Source organism: Kineosporia succinea, assembly GCF_030811555.1.
In the GTDB taxonomy this organism is placed as follows: domain Bacteria; phylum Actinomycetota; class Actinomycetes; order Actinomycetales; family Kineosporiaceae; genus Kineosporia; species Kineosporia succinea.
On sequence record NZ_JAUSQZ010000001.1, the window covers coordinates 7,091,253 to 7,109,158 of the forward strand.

Below are 17,906 nucleotides of genomic sequence, written 5' to 3' on the forward strand. Positions count from 1 at the left end.
CCGGCGGCCGCCGCTTCATGACCAGCGTTCTCGTGCTGGGCGCCGGGGGCTTCCTCGGCGCCCACACCGTGCGGTCCCTGAAAGACGCCGGAGCCGACGTCATCCCGGGCCCCTCCCGCGCCCAGCTGGATCTGGCCGGTGACCCCGGAGCCGTGGAAGCCTTCTTCGGGCGGATCGAGCCGGACGCGGTGGTGAACGCCACCGGTCAGGTCGGCGGCTCTCCCGAGGAGCTGGAGCGCGGCAACGTCCTGGTGACGCGGCGCCTGCTGCGGGCCGTGGCCCCCGGCACGCGTTTCGTGCAGCTGGGATCGCTGGCCGAGTACGGCGACCCGGCCACCGGACCCTGGTCGGAAGACACCGTGGCACAACCGGTCTCGGACTACGGGCGGGCCAAGCTGCGCGCGGGCACGCTCGTGCTCGAGTCGCCGCGGGTCGAGGGGGTCGTGCTGCGCGTGGCCAACCCGGTCGGTTCCGGGCAGCCCGCGGGCAGTCTCGTCGGCGCGGTGATCGGCCAGCTGCTCGCCCCCGGTCACGAGGTGCGGCTCGGGGCGCTGGACGCGCGCCGGGACATCGTGTCGGCGCGGGACGTCGGCCGGGCCGCCGCCGCGGCCGCGATGCTGCCGGACCCGCCGTCGCACCGGCTGATGAACGTCGGCACCGGGCGCTCGCACCCGCTGCGGGACGTGGTCGGCGCCGTTCTGCGGCAGGCCGGCGGTGACGTGACCCTGATCGAGGGCGTCCTGCCCGGATCAGCTCGCTCCGCAGCGGTTCTCGACGCGGTGCCCGACGTCGGGCGGGCCGCGGCCGCGCTCGGCTGGGTGGCGCAGGACGACCTGGAGACGGCGGTCCGGGACGCACTGGACGGCGCCGGTCTGCTGCCGTGATCGGGCCCTTCCGACGCCGGCCCCGGCCGCTGGGCCTGGCCGTTCCGCTCTACGTGCACCCGGTGCTGGCGCCGGAGGCCTGGCGGGCGCTGGGCGGTGCCGACCTGGGCCGGGGTTTCGCCGTGGCGAACGTCGCCAGCGGCCCGGGCAGCGCACCCGACCCGGTCTACCAGGACGCCCTCGGTGCGCTCACGGCCGCCGGCACTCCCCTGGCCGGGTACGTCGACTCGTCGTACGGGCAGCGCGCTCCCGAGCTGCTCGTGGCCGAACTCCGGCTGTGGAGAGAGCTTTACGGGATCACCGGCGTCTTCGTGGACCAGATCACCTCGCACCCGCGCGACGAGCGCGAGGCCCGCACGCTGATCGGGCGGCTGCGGGACGCGGGGGCGAGCCGGGTCGTCGTCAACGCCGGGGTCCCGGCTGCGGCGGTGTGGTGCGAAACGGCGGACGTGGTGGTCACGTTCGAGGGTCCGTGGGACCGGTACCGGGGTCACCACGAGAGCGGTGGCTCCCCCGGGCGACGGTGTCACCTCGTGCACAGCATCCCGGCCGACGTACCCACCACCGAGGTCGCGGCGCGGATCGCGGCGGCGGGTGCGGGGATCGCCGGGGTCAGCCACGGTCTGATGCCCAACCCGTGGACCATCGAAGGTGGTACATCCTGGCCCCGGTGAGACGACGCGTCCACCCCTAGCGTCGTAGCCATGAGCACTTCACTGGTAGAGCGCCTGATCAGCGCACTGAACGAGCACGACCTCGACGCCGTGGCAGCCTGTTTCGGGCCGGACTTCTCGGGCGAGTGGCCCGCCCACCCGGGCCGGTCCTTCACCGGCCCCGAGCAGGTGCGCCGCAACTGGGACATGATCTTCAGGATGTCGCCCGGCATCACGGTCGCGATGACCGAGGCGGTCGAGGTCGGCGACGACGTCTGGGGAGAGTGGCACTACACGCAGGCGGCCGGGCAGGAGCTGAGGGGCGTCATCGTCATCACGGTTCGTGACGGCCTGATCCGCCGGTCACGGTTCTACATGGAGCCGGTCGACTCCGCCGACGCCGCGGTGCCGGGCGGGCCGCGCCTGGCGCGCGACTGACGTCAGCCGCGGCTGACGGGCGCCCGACCGGCCTCAGCCACGGCTGACACAATGGCCGGGTGCGGCGGGACGACGACTTCGGGACCGCGCTGCGGACCCTGCGGCAGCGGCTCACTCCAGGAGATGCCGGGGTGCCGGCGTCGTTACCCGCCGTGCGGCGCGTGCCCGGCCTGCGCCGCGACGAGCTCGCGGGCCTGGTGGGCGTGTCCGAGGAGCACGTCAAACGTCTGGAGCAGGGCCGGCGCCGTCCGTCCCCGGGGGTGGTCGACGCGCTGGCCCGGGCTCTGCGGCTGAGCTCTCCCGAGCACGCCCGGCTGCGCACGCTGGCCGGGTTCGCCACCTCCCCCGCACCCGGTGGCCTGGTACCGCGTGAGGTCACCGCCCCGGCCCGGCGGATGCTGAACCGGCTCACCGAGGTCGCGGTCTGCGTGTGCGACGCGACCTGGACGGTTCTCGACGCGAACGACCTGTGGCACACCGACGTCTGCACCGTGCCCGACGAACGCGGCCGCGCCCGCAACGTGGTCTGGCGGGCCTTCACCGAGGGCGGCCCCTCCCCGTTCCGGGCGCCCGAGCGGCTCGACGGTTTCCGCGCCACCGTCGTCACCGAGCTGCGCGAGGCCGCGCGCCGCTACCCGGCCGACGCCGAGCTGTCGTCGATGATCGCCGACCTGCGCACCCGCAGCCCCGAGTTCGTGGAGCTGTGGGACGCACCTCCGGCCCAGAGCGGCCCGGCCGACCGTCTGCGGGTGCCGAGTCCGGTGCACGGCCACCTCGACCTGGACCTCGACGTGATGACGATCAACCCGGGCGACCTGCGCGTCGTGGTCTACACGGCGGCGTAGTCCCACTGCCCGAAGTCCGGGGCGTGGGCGGTGTCGAGGTCCACGGCCGCCCCGTCGAGCCTGCTCTCCACCTCGACCTGCCGCAGCTGGGCCCGGTCGTCCCACCGGCCCCGCGACCAGGCCCGGGTCTGCCAGCCGTAGGTGATCAGCTGCTGGTCGAAGAGATGCGTGATGGTCGTGATGCCGCCGTAGACGCCGGTTCTCGCCAGACCCAGCACCTGGGCGACGCCCTGCGCATATCCGGCGATCGTGTCCAGCTGAGCGGGGCGGGGATCGAAGTCGACGGCGAAGTAGATCGGCGCGGCGGCCGGCCCTCCGCAGGCCGCCAGTCTTTCGGCGGCCCGGGTGGCGTGCTCGGCGCCCTTCGCCCGGCCGCCGCTCAGGTCGTGCTTCCAGTCGCCGTAGGCCTGCCAGACGCAGACGACGTCGAGGCCGGCTGCCCGTAGCTGCCCGGCCTCACTGCGGGTCAGGGCCTTGCCGCTGCCCTCCGGGGCGAGATAGCGCACGACGAAGGAGTACCCGGCCCGCCGGACGGCCTGCGGCGACGGGCGGTCGAACGAGTAGTCGATTCCCTGCTTCATCGTCACAGCCGTCATGGTCGCAGCCTGCCCGGCCACGGCCTCCGGCAGACTGGCGGCATGACTGACCGGATCGTCCGTGGCCTCTGGGTGGCCGTGTTCTGCGTCGGCACGATCAGTCACGTCGCCGACCTGATCCGCGGTGGGTTCGACGTGTACGCCTGGGCACCTCGGGTGCTGGAACCGTTCTACCTGGCGCTGGTCGTGCTCGACGCTCTCGTGGTCGCACTGCTGCTGACCCGCCGACGGGCCGGGGCCGGGCTGGGGTGCGTCGTCATCGTGCTCGACGTCGTCGCCAACTGGTGGGTGACGCTCGACGGCAGTGCCCCGAACGACGTGCCCCTGATCGCCCTGGCCCCGCTCACCGCCGTCGGCCTGTTCGTCGTGGCCACCACACTCCGGCTGTCGCGGGCCTGCGACATCCGGACAGAAACGCCGTAACGAGGTTATACAGGGACATGAGCGCCACGGCGGCCCGCCGGCTCGGGTGGCTGCCGGGGATGCTCGCGGTGGCGGCGCTGATCCCGTGCCCGTTTCTCGTCGTGGTCCCGGTCGCGCTCGGGCAGAACATGGCACACCACACCGTCAGCCCTTAGCGCCGGGCGCGCACGTACTCGGCCAGCATCACTCCCGACTCGAACGGCCGCACCGCCACCCGCTCGAAAGCGGTCGGGGCATAACCGATTCCACCGAACAGCGGAATGCCGTCACCCAGCACCACCGGGTTGATCTTCAGCACCAGCCGGTCGATCTCGTCGAGCACGGCCCCGGCCAGGGTTCCGCCGCCGGCCACCCAGATCCCGCCACCGTCGTCGTCTTTCAGTTCTCGCAGGCGCCGCACCGGTTCGGCCGTCACCTCCAGCCCGTCCGGCACCACGCGCGGCCGCCGTGAGGCGATGACCTGCCGCAGATGCTGATACGGGCTGTCGATGCCCTCTTTCAGCGCGGGGGTGTACGTGTTCCAGCCCATGAGCACGGTGTCGAACAGGGTGTTCGTCGCGGTCAGGCCCAGCATCTGCTGAATGTGCGTGGGGATGGTGTCCGTGTACTCGTGCATGAGGGCCTGCATGTGGTCGCCCTCCATCGGGAACGCGTCCCAGGCACCGTCCGGGGCCGCGATCCGCCCGTCCAGGCTCGTGGCCACGTAGTACGTCACTTCACGCATCGACTGCTCCCGTCCCGTTCCTCCACCTCACGAAAACATAACGGTGGACGCGGTGGTGCACCACCGCGTCCACCGTCGGCCCGTCGGAAATCACCCCAGCCGGTCGAGCAGCCACTGCCCCAGTTCTTCGGAAACCTGGGCGTGGAGCTGGTTCTCGCGGGCGAGGACGAAGTCGTCGAGGTCGCCGTAGGAAGGATCGATGTCGTCGACGATCGTGTAGAGATCGTCTTCGGTATCGAAGTCCCGCACCGAGACCGCACTCACGGACGGGACGAAGCAGTGCGAGCGGATCGGGGCGGCGACCTTGAGGCCGGCCCACGCACTGAGCTGGTTGAGACGGTCGGCCAGGATACCGAAGCCCTCCAGGGTGCCGCCGGGCGCACCGTCGATCGCGGGCAGGCCGGAGGTGGAGACCTCCCGGCTGCCGTTGAGCAGCACGCGCAGCTTCGCCACGAGCTGGTCGTCGCCGGCCGGCTGCGTGTTCAGCGACGTCCCGAGGATGTTCAGGCCCTTGCCCTCGAGAGCCACCTGCCCGGGCTGGATCCCGTTGCCCGCACCGGAACCGACACCGTTGGCCAGGCCGAGCAGCCGCGGCCGGCGCGGCCACCGGCCGACCCGTTCCAGTTCGGCCAGGAACGCGGTGCGCTCGGGCGCGACGCCGGGCGCCGCGTCCCACTCGGCCAGGTGCCAGCGCAACAGCTGGCGGGCGGCCGGGCTGTTGATCTGGTCGGAGAAGCGCGGATCGAGATTGCGGACGTAGTGCGCGAAAGCCTGCAGGGCGAGCGGGATCCAGGCGCCCCGGTGCGGACTGTCGAAGCTCCAGTAGACGCTGGTCTGGTGGTCGATCCCGTCGTGCTCCATCTTGGCCAGCGCGTACCGGGTGACCAGGCCGCCCATGCTGAAGCCCCCCACGGCCAGCGGCTCGGACCCCAGACGGGAGGCGACGGCCCGGAAAATCGCCTCCCGCGCGGTCCGGGCGTTGTCGAGGATCGAGGCGCTGCGCTCGTCGTAGCCGAGCAGCACCACGTCCTTACCGGCCTGCCGCAGACCGCTCAGGAGCCGGAACCGGCCGAACTCGAGCCCGGCCCAGAGGAACTCGGGCGAGGTCGGGCCGGAGTTGAACCCGTCGGACATGATGACCGGAGCCTGCAGGCCCTGATGTCCCGGGGCCCGGTAGACCCAGGCCGTGCCGCCGTCCAGCCGCCACACCTCGTCCGGCTCCGGCGGCCGCTCGCCGGTACCGCCGCTCACCGTCGGCGCCAGCACGATCGGCGGCGCCCCCCGGAGCTCGGTCATGATGCCCTGCTCGTCCTGCTGTTCCTGCTGTGTCGTCACGTTTCAACCCCCCGGATTGACTACGTTGCGCTGATGATCTTATACACACAGTGATTCCATCTGACGCGCCTCGCCGTGGGACCCTTGACAATTCGGGCGCCTGCCCATGGACTGTGACCGGTCACACCGCCCCGTCCCCCGCTCGTGCCGGATCCGGCGCGCGCCCTCCGGAGGTCATCGATGCCCTCACCCCGCGCCGCCCACGACACCGCCTCAGGGTCGCCACATACCCCGCCGCAGAACGGATCTGGCCCGGTCACCCGTCGCACGGTGCTGACCGCGGCGGCCGGCGGCCTGGCCCTGACCGGCTTCGCCGCGGCTCCTGCCCAGGCCCGGGGCTCGACCGCGCTGAGCGTGCGTGGGGCCGACCTGTCGTTCCTGCCCCAGCTCGAGGAGGTCGGCGTCACCTACCGCGACCTCAAGGGCCGTGTGCGCCCGGCCGAGCGCATCCTCGCCGACGCCGGAGCCACCTACCAGCGCATCCGGGTCTGGGTGAACCCTCCGGCCGGCTACACCGACCGCACCCGGGCCCTGCTCCTGGCCCGGCGGGCCCATCGGTCCGGGCTCAGAATCGTTCTCGACCCGCACTTCTGCGACTTCTGGGCCGACCCCAGCAAGCAGCCGATCCCGGCCGGGTGGCCCACCACCCTGCCCGAGCTCAGCGAGAAGGTGCGCACCTACACGCGCGACCTGGTGCGGGCCTTCGCCGCCCAGGGCACGCCGGTCGACATCGTCCAGATGGGCAACGAGATCACGGCCGGGATCCTGTGGCCGGTCGGGCAGCTCTACCCGGCCGACGGCTCGCAGCGCTGGAGCGAGTTCACCACCCTGCTGAAGGCCGGGATCACCGGTGCCCGTCAGGGAGCCGGGCGGCGGCCGCCGCGCATCATGCTGCACATCGACCGGGGCGGGAAACTCGGTGACACGCAGTGGTTCTTCGACAACATCGTCGACCGGCAGGTGCCCTTCGACATCATCGGCCAGTCGTACTACCCGATGTGGCACGGCTCCCTCGCCGACCTGCAGGCCAATCTGAACGACTCGGTGACTCGTTACGGCAAGCCGGTTCTGGTGGCCGAGACCAGCTACCCGTGGACGCTCGAAGACGGTGACGGCTACGAGAACCTCATCACGGACGCCTCGGGACTGCCCGACGTGGAACGCTTTCCGGCGACCCCGGCCGGGCAGGCCGGCTTCTACGAGGCCCTGCGTGACGTGCTGACCGGCATTCCCGGCGGCCAGGGTCTGGGGTTCCTCGCCTGGGAGCCGGAGTGGATCCCGGGCGTCGGCTGGGAGCCCGGTGCCGGGGCGCCCAACGACAACCTCACCCAGTTCGACTTCACCGGCCGCGCCCTGCCCTCGATCCGGGCCTACCGGCGGCCCTAGCCTAGTAGTCGAAGTCCTCCGAGCGGACGTCCTCACCGGCGGTCCATTCCAGAACTGACTGCCGCAGGGCCCGTCCCGCGCAGACGTAGAACCTCCGGTGCCCTTGCGCACCCGCGGCCCGGACATCGTCTTCCCGGATCCTGCGGGTGTGGACACGGGCGGCCGGTGCGGTCACGTCACGGCCGGCCGACTGCGTCACGAACAGCTGGGTGACGGCACCGAGACCCTCGACCCGCTGCAGGACCTCGACGGCCAGCGGCAGGTCCTGCGCCCGCAGACTCCACAGAACCTGGAGCCGCGCACCGGAATCCAGAGCCGCCCGGGCCTGGGCCATCAGCGGTGTGATCCCCACCCCGGCGGCCACCACCACGACGTCCCGGCCGTCGTCGGCGAAGCGCACCTCCTCGCCTCCCGCGAAGCCGAGCACGGGAACCGTCAGCGTCAGGCCGGGTTTCCACCACGCGAGGCGTCGGGTGACCGGCCCATTGCGGCGCACGGTGATCTCGAACTCGTTCTCGGACAGAGCGCCCGGGACGCTCGAGACGGTGAACGACCGCACGTAGTCGTCGTTGAGCGAGCGTGGGTCGTGGTCACGCATGTGCGACCAGCCCCGGTCGAGCTGGGCCGAGAAGTCGAGCGTGACGTGCTGCCCGGGATGCCACGGCAGCCAGGGATCCAGACGGAAGGTGTAGTGCGAGATCGTCGGCGTGACCTCCTTCTTGCCGACCAGGCTCGCCGTGGCCCGGGGCGCCGCGACCTGCTCCCCGGCCCCGCCCACGAGCTCCCGGGCCAGCCTGCGCACCGGCGGGTTGTACGGCGACGGGTCGAGCAGGCGCCCGCGGAACGGCAGCCCGTCGTCCACGAAACGCGCGGCCTGCACCCGGATCCGCACCGCGACCTTGCTGTGCGGCAGTACCGCGGCGGCGTCGTCACCGACGAGGATCTCCGCCCGACCCGACACGTACAGCACCTCACCGGTGACGAAGTCGGGAAAGGTCAGGCCCACGGCCGGATCCGACGCCAGGTTGCCCAGGGTCTGGTAGAGCCGGTTGCCGGAGTACTCGGGGTAGACCAGGGTCACGCCCTCGTCGCCCTCGTCGCCCCCGTCGCCCGCGTCGCCGAAGTTGCCGGGGTCACCGGGGTCGCCGGGGTCGCCGGGGTCGCCGGAGTTGCTGAACACCCGCACGAACCCGGCCGCTCCCCCGCGCAGGTTCGTGTCCATGCTCGCCGAGCCGTGCCGGCTGGAGATGAAGAAGATGTCGGCCCGCCCGATCAGGTCCACGGCCTCCGGCGTGAGCGGCAGCCGGTCACTGACCAGGCGCGGTGACGCCTCGTGGGCCCAGACCGTCTTGCGGTTCAGGTATTTCGGGCAGTTCCCGAGCGTGCCGTCGACGGCGACCGCCATCGCGACGTCCACCCGCGACTGCTCCTCGTTCCGCTCCCGGAAGACCCCGCGCAGCATCCGCCCGGCGATCTTCACCCGCGTGCGCTGCTCCAGGTCCATCGCCAGCCCCGCGACCAGTTTGCCGCGCCCACCGGGATCGAACCCGTCGTGGGAACCGGCGGGAAAGAGCGCCTCGAGCACCGGGTCGAACGCGACCCGCCCGGAGTCCAGGTTCGCCGGGGAGCTGAAGGCGAGCAGGTCGTCCCCGATCGGCCGGGTCACCCCGGCCCCGCCGCCGAGAACCGTGGTCCAGACCCGGTCGTCGTCGCCGACGGTGCCGAGCGCCAGCAGCGGGCTCTGCGCCATCCAGCGGCCGTAGGCCATGGGCAGGCCGGGTGCGGTCGGGTCGTCCTCGTCGGGCACCTCCAGAAGCCGGTGCACGGCCTCTTCACCCGCGTGCCAGCCACCGGTCGACAGTTCGGTCATGACGGATCGGCCTTCCTGATCGTGCTTCTCACGGGAGGACTAGGTGGTCGGGTCAGGGACGCAGGGCCCGCAGGCCGATGGCGACGGTGCGGCGCAGCACAGCGACCGGAGCTCCGGCCTGGGCGTTCACCCGGATGCCGGAGATCAGGCCGGACACCGCCCAGGCGATGTCGTCGGGATCGTCGTCGGACGTGACCGAGCCGTCGGCCTGCCCGTCGCGGGCCGCCTGCGCGACCCAGGCGTGCTGGCGGCGCCGGTCGTCGTCGAGCAGCGCCCCGATGCGCGCGTCGCGCGAGCGCAGGTCGGGCGACATCAGGGTCGCGACGCTGATGCAGCCGGCGGCGTGCCCGTCGCGGGCGGCCTCCGCCTCCTCCCCGAGGACCACCTCGAGCAGGTCGTGCAGACGCTCGGCGCCGGTGCGCCCGGGACTGCACAGGACCTGACGCTGGATCTCGCCCAGGGCCCGCAGGTAGGTGCCGAGCGCCCGCACGAACAGCTCGTCCTTGGAGGTGAAGGCGTTGTAGAGGCTGCCGCGGCCGACTCCGACCGCACCGCAGAGCTGTTCGGTGGTGGTGTCGGCGTAGCCGTGACGGCGGAAGGTGCGGGCGGCCGACATCAGCGCGGTCGTCTCGTCGAACGTGCGGGGGCGGGCCATCAGGAACTCCTCTGCTCGAGCCCTGACGCTACTCGTTATGGACTTCAAAGTACAGAACTAGCCGGGCGCACTCCTCATCCTGCCGACCGGACATTGACGGACGATCGACGAGCCGGCGGGCTCCCGTACGTCCAGGTGAACTGGGCGACGGCGAGTTCGATCCCCGGCAGGCCGGGACGTGAGGACCCACCCGGTCGCGCACGGCGGCGGCCGACTGGGCGAGAAGCTCGGTCTGGCGCACCAGTTCGGCGCCCCGGGGGTCGTGCTGCGCCTCGCCGCCCCGGGCCCGGTAGGCCAGGCCGGCCTCTCGAGCAGGAAGGTGGTCAGGATCCCGGGATGGTGGACGAGGTGGTCGCCGGGCGTGGACACCGGCACCGGGCCGGTGGCGAGCTCTGGACGGCGTCCTGCGCGCACGCCTCGATCAGGAGGCTTCCAGGGCCTGGACGAGACGCGGCCTCACGCTCTGCACGTCGGACCGCGAGCGCCAGCGTTTCAGGGATTCGCCGAGGTGGCGCAGGTCGTGCCGGAGGGTGGCGGAGTCGACGTAGACCGCGTCGTCGAGAACCTCGTGGGCCAGGACGCAGGCGGTGGCCGGGTCACCGGCGCCGGCGGTGGCCAGGGCGAGGCGACCGAGGACGCGGGTGCGGGCGCGGGCGGCGCCCGCGGGGACGCGGGCCAGGTGACGTCGCAGGACCGGCACGGCGTCTTCGGAGCGGCCGAGGTCGTGCAGGCACCAGCCGAGCACCAGGTCGCCCGGATCGGCGACGGTCGTGGTGCCCAGCACGGTGCCCGAGGTGCCGGGGGTGAGCTGCTCGAAGAGCTCGTCGGCCTCGTCGAGGGCGCGGCGGCAGTCGTCGTGACGGCCGCGCAGGGCGTACCCCTGGGCCTGGCGCTGCCGGGCGAGGGCCTGGATGCGGCGGCCTCCCGGACCGGCCGGAGCGGTGTGGGCGGCGCGGGCGGCCAGGTCGACGGTGGTCTCGGCGTCGGCCCGGTAGAGCGCGGCGTTGGCGTGGCGGATGTGGGCGTAGGCGGCCAGTTCCCGGTCGCCCGCGGCGTCGGCGCAGCGCACGGCCAGGTGGGTCCAGCGGGCCATGGCCCGGTCGTCACCCGACTCCTGCGCCATCCAGCCGGTGAACTCGGCGAAGCGCGAGGTGAGCATGAGCAGCGGGGCCCGGTCGGCCGGCCGGGCGGCCTTGGCCAGGGACATCAGGCTGCGGACCTGGGCGTCGAGGATCGGCAGCAGCACGCCCGGGGGCTGGCTCTGGCCGAGATGACGCAGCTGCTGCAGCATCACGGTGAAGGCGGCGGTGACGGTGCCGTCGGCAGCGGGGGCCGGGGCGGCCACGGCCAGGAGCGGCAGCGACCCGCCGATGGCGAGCACCTCGCGGCGGCCCAGACCCGGCCGGTCGCCGGTCATCTCGGTGAACCAGTCCGGCGCGCCGGCCACGACGGTGCGGGGTGCGGCCCGGGTGTCAGGTGCGGCCCAGGTGGCGGCGTCGCCGGGACCCGACCCGCACGTGCCGCTGGGCCCACCCCGGTCACCCGACTCGGCCCGGTCACCCGACTCGGCCCGGCCACCCGACTCGGCCCGGCCACCCGGCTCGGTCGCGGTTGCGGGTTCGCCCCAGGCCCGCAGTTGTCCCTGGGCGCCGAGCGCGGCGTCACAGAGGCGGACGAGCTCGGGGCTGGCCGTCTTGCTGCCGTTCTCGACCCGGCTGAGATAGCCCTTGGTGTAATGGACGCGGGCCGCGAGGGCACCGAGCGACCAGCCGGCCGCCAGACGCCGCCGCCGGATCTCGGCGCCCACAGCAACGACAGCTCCGGCCGGCGCCTGCGAGCTCGGTTCTGACGACATGAGCGCTCCCGGTCACCTGCGGTCAGGGTGAAGTCGTGCGTTCGGCACGGATCCTGGATCTTCTCGACGTTCATCACGGTAGTCATCTCGGCACACATCCGTCCGGTTCCCGGCGCCCGGCTGTCGATGACGATCGTGCGCGCGGCCCGCGCACCGCACCAGGGGTTTCCCAGTGCCTTCCGCCGGGGCCGGGCCGACCTGCCCCGGGCAATGGGAAACCCCTGGCCCTCGCTCGGGCTCCCGCGCGAGGCTGGGAGCGACCGGGAGGGGACGTCCCCGGGGCAGGCTCAGCGAGTTCGCTGGGGTGCCCCGGGGACGCGCGCCGGCCGGCTCAGCGCGATCCACAGACCCAGCGCCGAGACCACGTTCAGCACGATCCGGCCCATCGAGTCGGTGAGCGAGGCGTCGTAGTCGTGATGCAGCGCGACGTAGTTCACGGCGGCCGCCACCGAGACGAGGGCCAGCATCGTGAAACCGGAAAGGGCCGCTCCCCGAACCGGTTCGGGAATGCGCGCCGGGACCAGGACAAGAGCGGCGACGGTCACCACGGCCGCGGCCACGAACGTGGTGAACCCATGGTGGTGACTCGCGACCTCCAGCAGCTGCCCGAGCAGGATCAGCACGGCACCCGCCACGGCGGTGACCACCCGGCGCCCGTGACGCAGCTCGGACGCCGGTAGCTGCCGGGCCCAGGCCCCGACCGCGCCGAGCAGCAGGAAACCGGCCAGAACACACGTCCACAAGCCGGTTCCGATGGTGTACACGTACTCGTCGGGATCTTCGACGAGCTCGCGCCAGACCCACAGCGGGTCCACGACCGCCAGGAACCCGGCGACGCCCACCAGCCCCATGGCCACGGCCTCGAACTGCCCGCGCAGCAACCAGAGCAGGGCCAGCCCCAGCCCGGCCAGCGCCAGCACCCCGCGCGGGAACAACATCGAGTAGGCCCACTCGGTCCAGCCCAGCTCGACCACCCGCTCGCCGTCCACCCAGGGCAGCCACATCGACAGCAGCACCGTCGCCAGCCCGGCCGTCACCAGCCACAGCGCCGGCGTCTCGGCCGCGCGCGCCGGGGCGAGCTCCAGCTCGGGCACCCGCTGACGCAGCCGGGCGATCAGCAGGCCGATGTCGGCGTCGGCCTCCTTGTGGCCCAGGCGGATGTACTGCCGGTCGGCGATCGGCCGGACGTCGGCCGGGAGGTCCTCGGCGATCAGCGGCCGCACCCCGTCCACCAGGACCGGCACGATCAGCAGCCCGCTCTCCAGGGCCAGCCGGATCTCGCGGCGCACCCAGTCGTCCGGGTCGTCGATACGGCGCCGGCCGTCCTCACCGGGTTCGAGCCAGCGGGGCCCGATGACGGCCAGCAGCACGGACGCGTCCCTCACGCCCCGGCGGATCCGCTCGGGGAACGACTCACCCATCTGCATGGTGCGGCTGGCCCGGAACACCTGCTCGGCGCCGAAGACCTTGCCCAGCTCCCGGTCGAGCACCACCGACCAGCCCGGGTCCTCGCTGCGGTAGGTGATGAAGATGCGCGCCACTGACCGCCCCCTCGACGGTGCCCCCGCTTTCGTGTACGGCGGCACGAACCGAGCAGTTTAGACGAAAGCGCGCGATACCGGACGCCCGTCCCGCCACCGGGCCGAAAGGGCTGACAGGACGGGCATCAGGACGCCCCTGGGTGGCGCTGCCGACCAAGGCCGGGACCGTGCGCCAGGGAACGTATTTCGACTTCTCCCACCACGAAGCCCGAGCGGGTCACCGCGGCGGCGGCCGGGTCGGACGTCCCGCCGACCCGGGCCGAGCGGTACGAGCCGTTCCGGGCCGCCGGGTACCGCGTCCCCCGAAACACCCACGGCCGCCTGGAGCAACCGCGGTTCCCGGAAACATCCCCGCCGGTAAGCGGGTGCGCGGGCCCTGCGCGGCATACACTTCCTCCCGGTCCATTTTGTCGGGAATCAGCGCGCACCGTTCGCCGGAGGGCAGGACATGACCGAACGCTGGAGCAATCTCGTCGCAGCTCTTCTGCACCGCCCCGCAACCGATTACGAGACCAGCGTCCAGCGTCTGCGTGAGCAGTGGACGCCGGGCGAGGGGCAGCTGAGGCTGCACAAACGCACGATCTCCAACCTGTTCAGGTACCAGCCCCGGGCCTCCGACCGCCCGGTCCGGCGGGTCAGCCTCGACGACTTCAACGTCGTCATCGGGCTCGACCCGCAGGCCCGCACGATGGACGTCGGGGGTCTGACCACCTTCGAGAGCGTGGTGCGGCACTCGCTGCCGCGCGGCTTCCTGCCCCTGGTGACGCCCGAGCTCAAGCACATCACGGTGGGCGGGGCGATCGTCGGCATCGGGGTCGAGTCGACCGGCTTCCGGCACGGTTTCGTGCACGACGGCCTGCTCGAGGCCGACGTGCTGCTGCCCTCGGGCGAGATCGTCACCGCCAACGCGGACAACGAGCACGCCGATCTCTTCCACGCGCTGCCCAACTCCTACGGCACGCTGGGCTACGTGCTGCGGGCCCGGATCCGGCTGCAGCCGGCTCCCGGCTACGTGCACCTGCGCAACGAGTCGTTCGGCACGGCCGGTGAGTTCCTGCAGGCGATGAAGGCCGCCACCGAGCGCGACGACATCGACTTCGTCGAGGGGCTCTTCCACGGCGACGGGCGTTTCCGGCTCTCCACCGGGCGGATGGTCGGGGGCCCGGTCGCGACCGACGACATCATCCGGAAGCACCTCTACTACCGACTGGTGGACGAGCAGGCCGACGTCCACCTGTCCACGTTCGACTACATCTTCCGGTTCGACGCGGACTGGTTCTGGAACGTGCCCGAGGGCGGGGTCTACGACTGGTTCCGCCGCTACGCCCCGGCCCGCATGCGCACGTCGGGCTTCTACACCCGGTTCGCGGCCCTCAAGACCGCGTACATGGAGCGCACCGGGCGCGGCGACCCGCAGGTGGAGCCCCTGATCCAGGACTGGCAGGTGCGCTGGGACGACGCCGAAGAACTGGTGCGCTTCTGCCTGGAGCACGTCGACCTGGGCGGGCGGCCGTGGGCGGTCATCCCGATCCGCAGCCCCGGCCAGGCCACCCTGTACCCGGTCAAGCCCGGCGAGCTGTACCTGAATCTCGGCTCCTACTGCCAGGTCCGGCGCCCCGAGGGGATGGAGCCGTTCACCTGGACCCGCATCGTCGACCGCAAGTGCCTCGAGCTGGGCGGGATCAAGATGCTGTACTCGTCGACGTTCCTGACCCGGGCCGAGTTCGACGAGACCTACAACGGGGCCGACTACCGGCGTCTGAAGGCGAAGTACGATCCGCAGGCGCAGGCGATGGACCTCTTCGAGAAGACGGTGTACCAGGCGCAGGGGGCGCAGTGATGAAGAAGGTTCTCGGCCTGGCCGCGGTGCTGGCCGTGGCGGTGGGGGTGCTGGTGACCCGGCGCTCCCGCGAGCACGACGAGGTGGACATCTCGATGTACCGCCCCTGGCCCCCGCGGTAGTCGCGGGCGGCGCGGATCCCGGCCGGTGTTCAGGCGCGGCCCCCGGGCGCCGACAACGACCGGGTCCGCGCGTCCGCAGTCGAGGGGGATCGGCCGACCATGGTCAGTGCGCCGCGCCGCCGGGCCCGCGTCCGGCGGCTGCCGTCGATCGCCACGTACGCGGTCCTGGTGCTCGTCGTGCTCGTCGACGTCGTCGCGTCCCTCACGGGGCACCGCGGTCCCGCGCTGCTCGGGGCGATGTTCCTGCCCGTCATGCTCATCTCCGTGGGCTGGACGGTGCGGGCCGCCCGGCATCCGTCCCTCGATCCGCGGAGCCGAAGACCCTGGCGGTTCCTGGCTCTCGCGTTCGTCATCCACTCCGTGTACGGCACCCTGATCGGGATGTCGATCCAGAACGCCCGGCTCACCGAGAGCGACTTCGACGGCCCGGTGGTCGCGGCCGTGGTCCTGCGCCTGGTCGAGGTCCCCGTGCTGCTGGCCGGGCTTCTGGCGTTCTCCGGTGAGCCCCCGACCGTCTGGGTGCGGCGGAAACTGGCCCTGGACGTCACCACCGTCGTGGGGCTGGCCACCATGGGCGTCTGGTACTGGTTCGTCGGACCCGGCCTGTTCGCCGAGGAGTCGCTGTCCGGCATGAGCCGCCTGGGGATCGTGCTCCTGCCCGTCTGCGACACGGTGCTCCTGCTCGGCATCGTCACCGTGCTCATGCGGGGTGTCGTCACCACCGCGCGCCGCCCGGTCACGCTCCTGCTCGCCGGTCTCACCGCCAATCTGGCCGTCGACTCGCTGCTCACCTTCGAGGCCGTCTTCCGGGGAACCGGCCGCACCGCACTGTTCACCGACCTGATGACCCTCACCCCGCTCGTGCTCACCACCGCGGCCGCGCTCGAGCAGTGCCGGCTGGCGTCCGGGGAACGCCGCGCGGACCCGGTGCCCGAGCGGCTGCGTCCCTACACCGCCCTGCCCTACGTCGCCCTGGCCCTCGGCTACACGCTGCTGTTCGTGGTCGCCGTGCGGGCGGGCTCGTTCCCCTGGCCCGGCCTGGTGCTCGGCGCGATGGTGATGACCGGGGCGGTGGCCGCGCGGCAGCTGGTCTCGCTGCAGGAGAACCACCAGCTCGCCGTCACCGACCTGCTCACCGGTCTGGCGAACCGGCGTCTGCTGCGCGACCACATGCTCCGGGCCGCCGATCGCGGCCGCCGCACCGGGCGTCCCCACGCCCTGCTGCTCCTCGACCTCGACGGCTTCAAGCAGATCAACGACACCCACGGCCACGACGCCGGCGACGCCGTGCTCGTCGCCTTCGCCCGGCTCCTGCGACGGCACACCCGCGCCGCCGACACCCCGGCCCGGCTCGGCGGCGACGAGTTCGCGATGCTGCTCAACGGGATCACCGATCACCGCGACGCCGTCGACGTGGCCGAGCGCCTGCTGACCGAGCTGCGCCAGGGGCCACTGGTGCCGGCCGACGGGAGGGTCCCGGCGCTCACGACCGGGTGCAGCATCGGGATCGTGCTGTCCGACCCGCAGGCCCCCGAGGACCCGCACCAGCTGCTGCGCCGGGCCGACCAGGCGATGTACGAGGCCAAGCGCGCGAAAACCCAGGGCTGGCTGGTCTTCCGTGAGATCCCGGCGCCGAGGAGCAGCACCCGCGACGAACTGACCGGCTCCGGCCCCCAGGACGCGTAGAGCGGCTCAGGCGAACGCGTTCACCTCGGTGAGCTCGGCGGAGAACGCCCAGAGACGTCGTGCCTCGGCCGGGTCCACCGCGTGCCGCATCACCCCGGGCCGCGAGAAGTCGAACGCGTCCGTCAGCGGCGCCACGTCGCAGTCCTCGAGGTACAGCCCTCCCAGGCCGTCGAGGGTGGACGACGTGGCCGCCCAGACCGAGGTGGCCGCGCCCTGGGAGGGGGTCTTGAACGGGTGGCCGGGCGCGGGTCCGCCGTCGGCGTCCAGCCAGCCCATGGCGATCTGCTCGGCCTTGGGCAGGAACCGCTGCAGTTCGGTGTCGATCACGCCCGGGTGCACCGAGAACGCGCGCACGCCGTGGTCCCGCGCGAGCCGGTCCAGCTGCACCGCGAACAGGCTGACCGCCGACTTGGCCTGGGCGTAGGCGGCCCACTTGTCGTACGGGGAGGTCTCGAAGTGTGGGTCGTCCCAGCGGATCCCACCGCCCCGGTGACCGCGGGAACCGACCGCCACCACCCGCGTCCGCACGCCCCGCTCCAGCGCCGGCCACAGCCGGTTCACCAGGGCGAAGTGCCCCAGGTGATTGACCGCGAACTGCGACTCCCAGCCCGGGCCGACCCGCCGCAGGGGTGGGGCCATGATCCCGGCGGAGGTGACGAGGATGTCGAGGGCGCGGCCGGTCGCCAGGAACTCCGCGGCGAAGCGGGCGACGCTGCCGAGGTCGGCCAGGTCCATCGCGCTGACCTCGGCCCCGGTGCCGGCCAGCGCCTGCCGGGCCGGCTCGAGGCGGCGGGCGGGTACGACGACGGTGGCCCCGGCCCCGGCCAGGGCCTGCGTGGTGGCCAGGCCGATCCCGGAGTAGCCGCCCGTGACGATCGCGGTGCGGCCGGTCAGGTCGATGCCCTTGAGCACGTCGTCGGTGGTCGTGTGCGCGCCGAGGCCGGTGCCCAGGGGTTGCTGCGGTGTGTTCACGGTTCTCCTCGATGAGCGGTGGAGCTCCCAGGAAAGACCGGTGGCACACCGGGCGACAGACTCTGCGAAGGGGGTACTGCT

The 17,906-nt window shown here is 72.4% G+C and carries 18 protein-coding genes; 10 read left to right on the forward strand and 8 right to left on the reverse strand.

What is annotated here, in order from left to right:
- The first annotated feature begins 17 nt into the window (after positions 1 to 17).
- From J2S57_RS31310 to J2S57_RS31325, 4 genes are read left to right on the forward strand one after another with little or no spacing between them, the layout of a single operon-like run.
- Positions 18 to 884, forward strand: a complete 867-nt coding sequence (locus tag J2S57_RS31310) for an NAD-dependent epimerase/dehydratase family protein (RefSeq protein ID WP_307249595.1) — start codon at positions 18 to 20, stop codon at positions 882 to 884.
- The gene (locus tag J2S57_RS31315; RefSeq protein ID WP_307249596.1) at positions 881 to 1,558 is read left to right on the forward strand and encodes a spherulation-specific family 4 protein; all 678 of its coding nucleotides are present in this window, start codon (positions 881 to 883) and stop codon (positions 1,556 to 1,558) included. The genes J2S57_RS31310 and J2S57_RS31315 overlap by 4 nt, the downstream gene beginning before the upstream one ends.
- A 30-nt stretch (positions 1,559 to 1,588) precedes the next feature.
- On the forward strand, positions 1,589 to 1,975 hold the full coding sequence (locus tag J2S57_RS31320; RefSeq protein WP_307249597.1) for a nuclear transport factor 2 family protein: 387 nt from the start codon (positions 1,589 to 1,591) through the stop codon (positions 1,973 to 1,975).
- A 59-nt stretch (positions 1,976 to 2,034) separates the two neighbouring features.
- Complete coding sequence (locus tag J2S57_RS31325; RefSeq protein ID WP_307249598.1) at positions 2,035 to 2,820, forward strand: helix-turn-helix transcriptional regulator; 786 nt, start codon at positions 2,035 to 2,037, stop codon at positions 2,818 to 2,820.
- Here the strand turns inward: J2S57_RS31325 and J2S57_RS31330 are convergent.
- Positions 2,805 to 3,416, reverse strand: coding sequence for a glycoside hydrolase domain-containing protein (locus J2S57_RS31330; protein WP_307249599.1), 612 nt, complete (start codon positions 3,414 to 3,416; stop codon positions 2,805 to 2,807). The genes J2S57_RS31325 and J2S57_RS31330 overlap by 16 nt on opposite strands.
- Before the next feature lie 42 nt (positions 3,417 to 3,458).
- Here J2S57_RS31330 and J2S57_RS31335 point away from each other — a divergent pair, with 42 nt between their 5' ends.
- Entirely contained in the window at positions 3,459 to 3,839 is a 381-nt protein-coding gene (locus J2S57_RS31335) for a hypothetical protein (RefSeq protein WP_307249600.1), read from the forward strand.
- Positions 3,840 to 3,856: 17 nt separating this feature from the next.
- The gene (locus tag J2S57_RS31340; protein ID WP_307249601.1) at positions 3,857 to 3,994 is read left to right on the forward strand and encodes a hypothetical protein; all 138 of its coding nucleotides are present in this window, start codon (positions 3,857 to 3,859) and stop codon (positions 3,992 to 3,994) included.
- Here J2S57_RS31340 and J2S57_RS31345 read toward each other — a convergent pair.
- Together J2S57_RS31345 and J2S57_RS31350 are read right to left on the reverse strand one after the other, a co-directional pair.
- Positions 3,991 to 4,563 carry a dihydrofolate reductase family protein gene (locus J2S57_RS31345; RefSeq protein WP_307249602.1) on the reverse strand — a complete coding sequence of 191 codons (573 nt, stop codon included), beginning with the start codon at positions 4,561 to 4,563 and terminating at the stop codon, positions 3,991 to 3,993. The genes J2S57_RS31340 and J2S57_RS31345 overlap by 4 nt on opposite strands.
- Before the next feature lie 90 nt (positions 4,564 to 4,653).
- Positions 4,654 to 5,898: an esterase/lipase family protein gene (locus tag J2S57_RS31350; RefSeq protein ID WP_307249603.1), complete on the reverse strand. Its 1,245-nt coding sequence runs from the start codon at positions 5,896 to 5,898 to the stop codon at positions 4,654 to 4,656.
- A 180-nt stretch (positions 5,899 to 6,078) separates the two neighbouring features.
- Between J2S57_RS31350 and J2S57_RS31355 the strand changes: the two genes are divergently transcribed.
- Positions 6,079 to 7,284: a glycoside hydrolase family 53 protein gene (locus J2S57_RS31355; RefSeq protein WP_307249604.1), complete on the forward strand. Its 1,206-nt coding sequence runs from the start codon at positions 6,079 to 6,081 to the stop codon at positions 7,282 to 7,284.
- 1 nt (position 7,285) lies between these two features.
- On the opposite strand, the gene J2S57_RS31360 is transcribed toward J2S57_RS31355, so the two are convergent.
- The 4 genes from J2S57_RS31360 to J2S57_RS31375 all read right to left on the reverse strand — a co-directional run bounded on the left by J2S57_RS31360 (position 7,286) and on the right by J2S57_RS31375 (position 13,205).
- Positions 7,286 to 9,154 carry a pyridoxamine 5'-phosphate oxidase family protein gene (locus J2S57_RS31360; RefSeq protein ID WP_307249605.1) on the reverse strand — a complete coding sequence of 623 codons (1,869 nt, stop codon included), beginning with the start codon at positions 9,152 to 9,154 and terminating at the stop codon, positions 7,286 to 7,288.
- A 52-nt stretch (positions 9,155 to 9,206) separates the two neighbouring features.
- Entirely contained in the window at positions 9,207 to 9,809 is a 603-nt protein-coding gene (locus J2S57_RS31365; protein WP_307249606.1) for a TetR/AcrR family transcriptional regulator, read from the reverse strand.
- Positions 9,810 to 10,230: 421 nt separating this feature from the next.
- Positions 10,231 to 11,664 (reverse strand): helix-turn-helix domain-containing protein, encoded by a 1,434-nt coding sequence (locus tag J2S57_RS31370; RefSeq protein WP_307249607.1) that lies wholly within the window; start codon positions 11,662 to 11,664, stop codon positions 10,231 to 10,233.
- Positions 11,665 to 11,951: 287 nt separating this feature from the next.
- Positions 11,952 to 13,205, reverse strand: a complete 1,254-nt coding sequence (locus J2S57_RS31375) for a toll/interleukin-1 receptor domain-containing protein (protein ID WP_307249608.1) — start codon at positions 13,203 to 13,205, stop codon at positions 11,952 to 11,954.
- A 448-nt stretch (positions 13,206 to 13,653) separates the two neighbouring features.
- Here J2S57_RS31375 and J2S57_RS31380 point away from each other — a divergent pair, with 448 nt between their 5' ends.
- The 3 genes from J2S57_RS31380 to J2S57_RS31390 all read left to right on the forward strand — a co-directional run bounded on the left by J2S57_RS31380 (position 13,654) and on the right by J2S57_RS31390 (position 16,853).
- On the forward strand, positions 13,654 to 15,045 hold the full coding sequence (locus J2S57_RS31380) for an FAD-binding oxidoreductase (RefSeq protein ID WP_307249609.1): 1,392 nt from the start codon (positions 13,654 to 13,656) through the stop codon (positions 15,043 to 15,045).
- On the forward strand, positions 15,045 to 15,167 hold the full coding sequence (locus J2S57_RS31385) for a hypothetical protein (RefSeq protein WP_307249610.1): 123 nt from the start codon (positions 15,045 to 15,047) through the stop codon (positions 15,165 to 15,167). Before J2S57_RS31380 ends, J2S57_RS31385 begins: the two co-directional genes overlap by 1 nt.
- Positions 15,168 to 15,266: 99 nt before the next feature.
- Positions 15,267 to 16,853 carry a GGDEF domain-containing protein gene (locus J2S57_RS31390; protein ID WP_307249611.1) on the forward strand — a complete coding sequence of 529 codons (1,587 nt, stop codon included), beginning with the start codon at positions 15,267 to 15,269 and terminating at the stop codon, positions 16,851 to 16,853.
- Between the two features lie 6 nt (positions 16,854 to 16,859).
- Here J2S57_RS31390 and J2S57_RS31395 read toward each other — a convergent pair whose 3' ends face one another.
- Positions 16,860 to 17,825, reverse strand: a complete 966-nt coding sequence (locus J2S57_RS31395; protein ID WP_307249612.1) for an oxidoreductase — start codon at positions 17,823 to 17,825, stop codon at positions 16,860 to 16,862.
- Positions 17,826 to 17,906 lie beyond the last annotated feature (81 nt).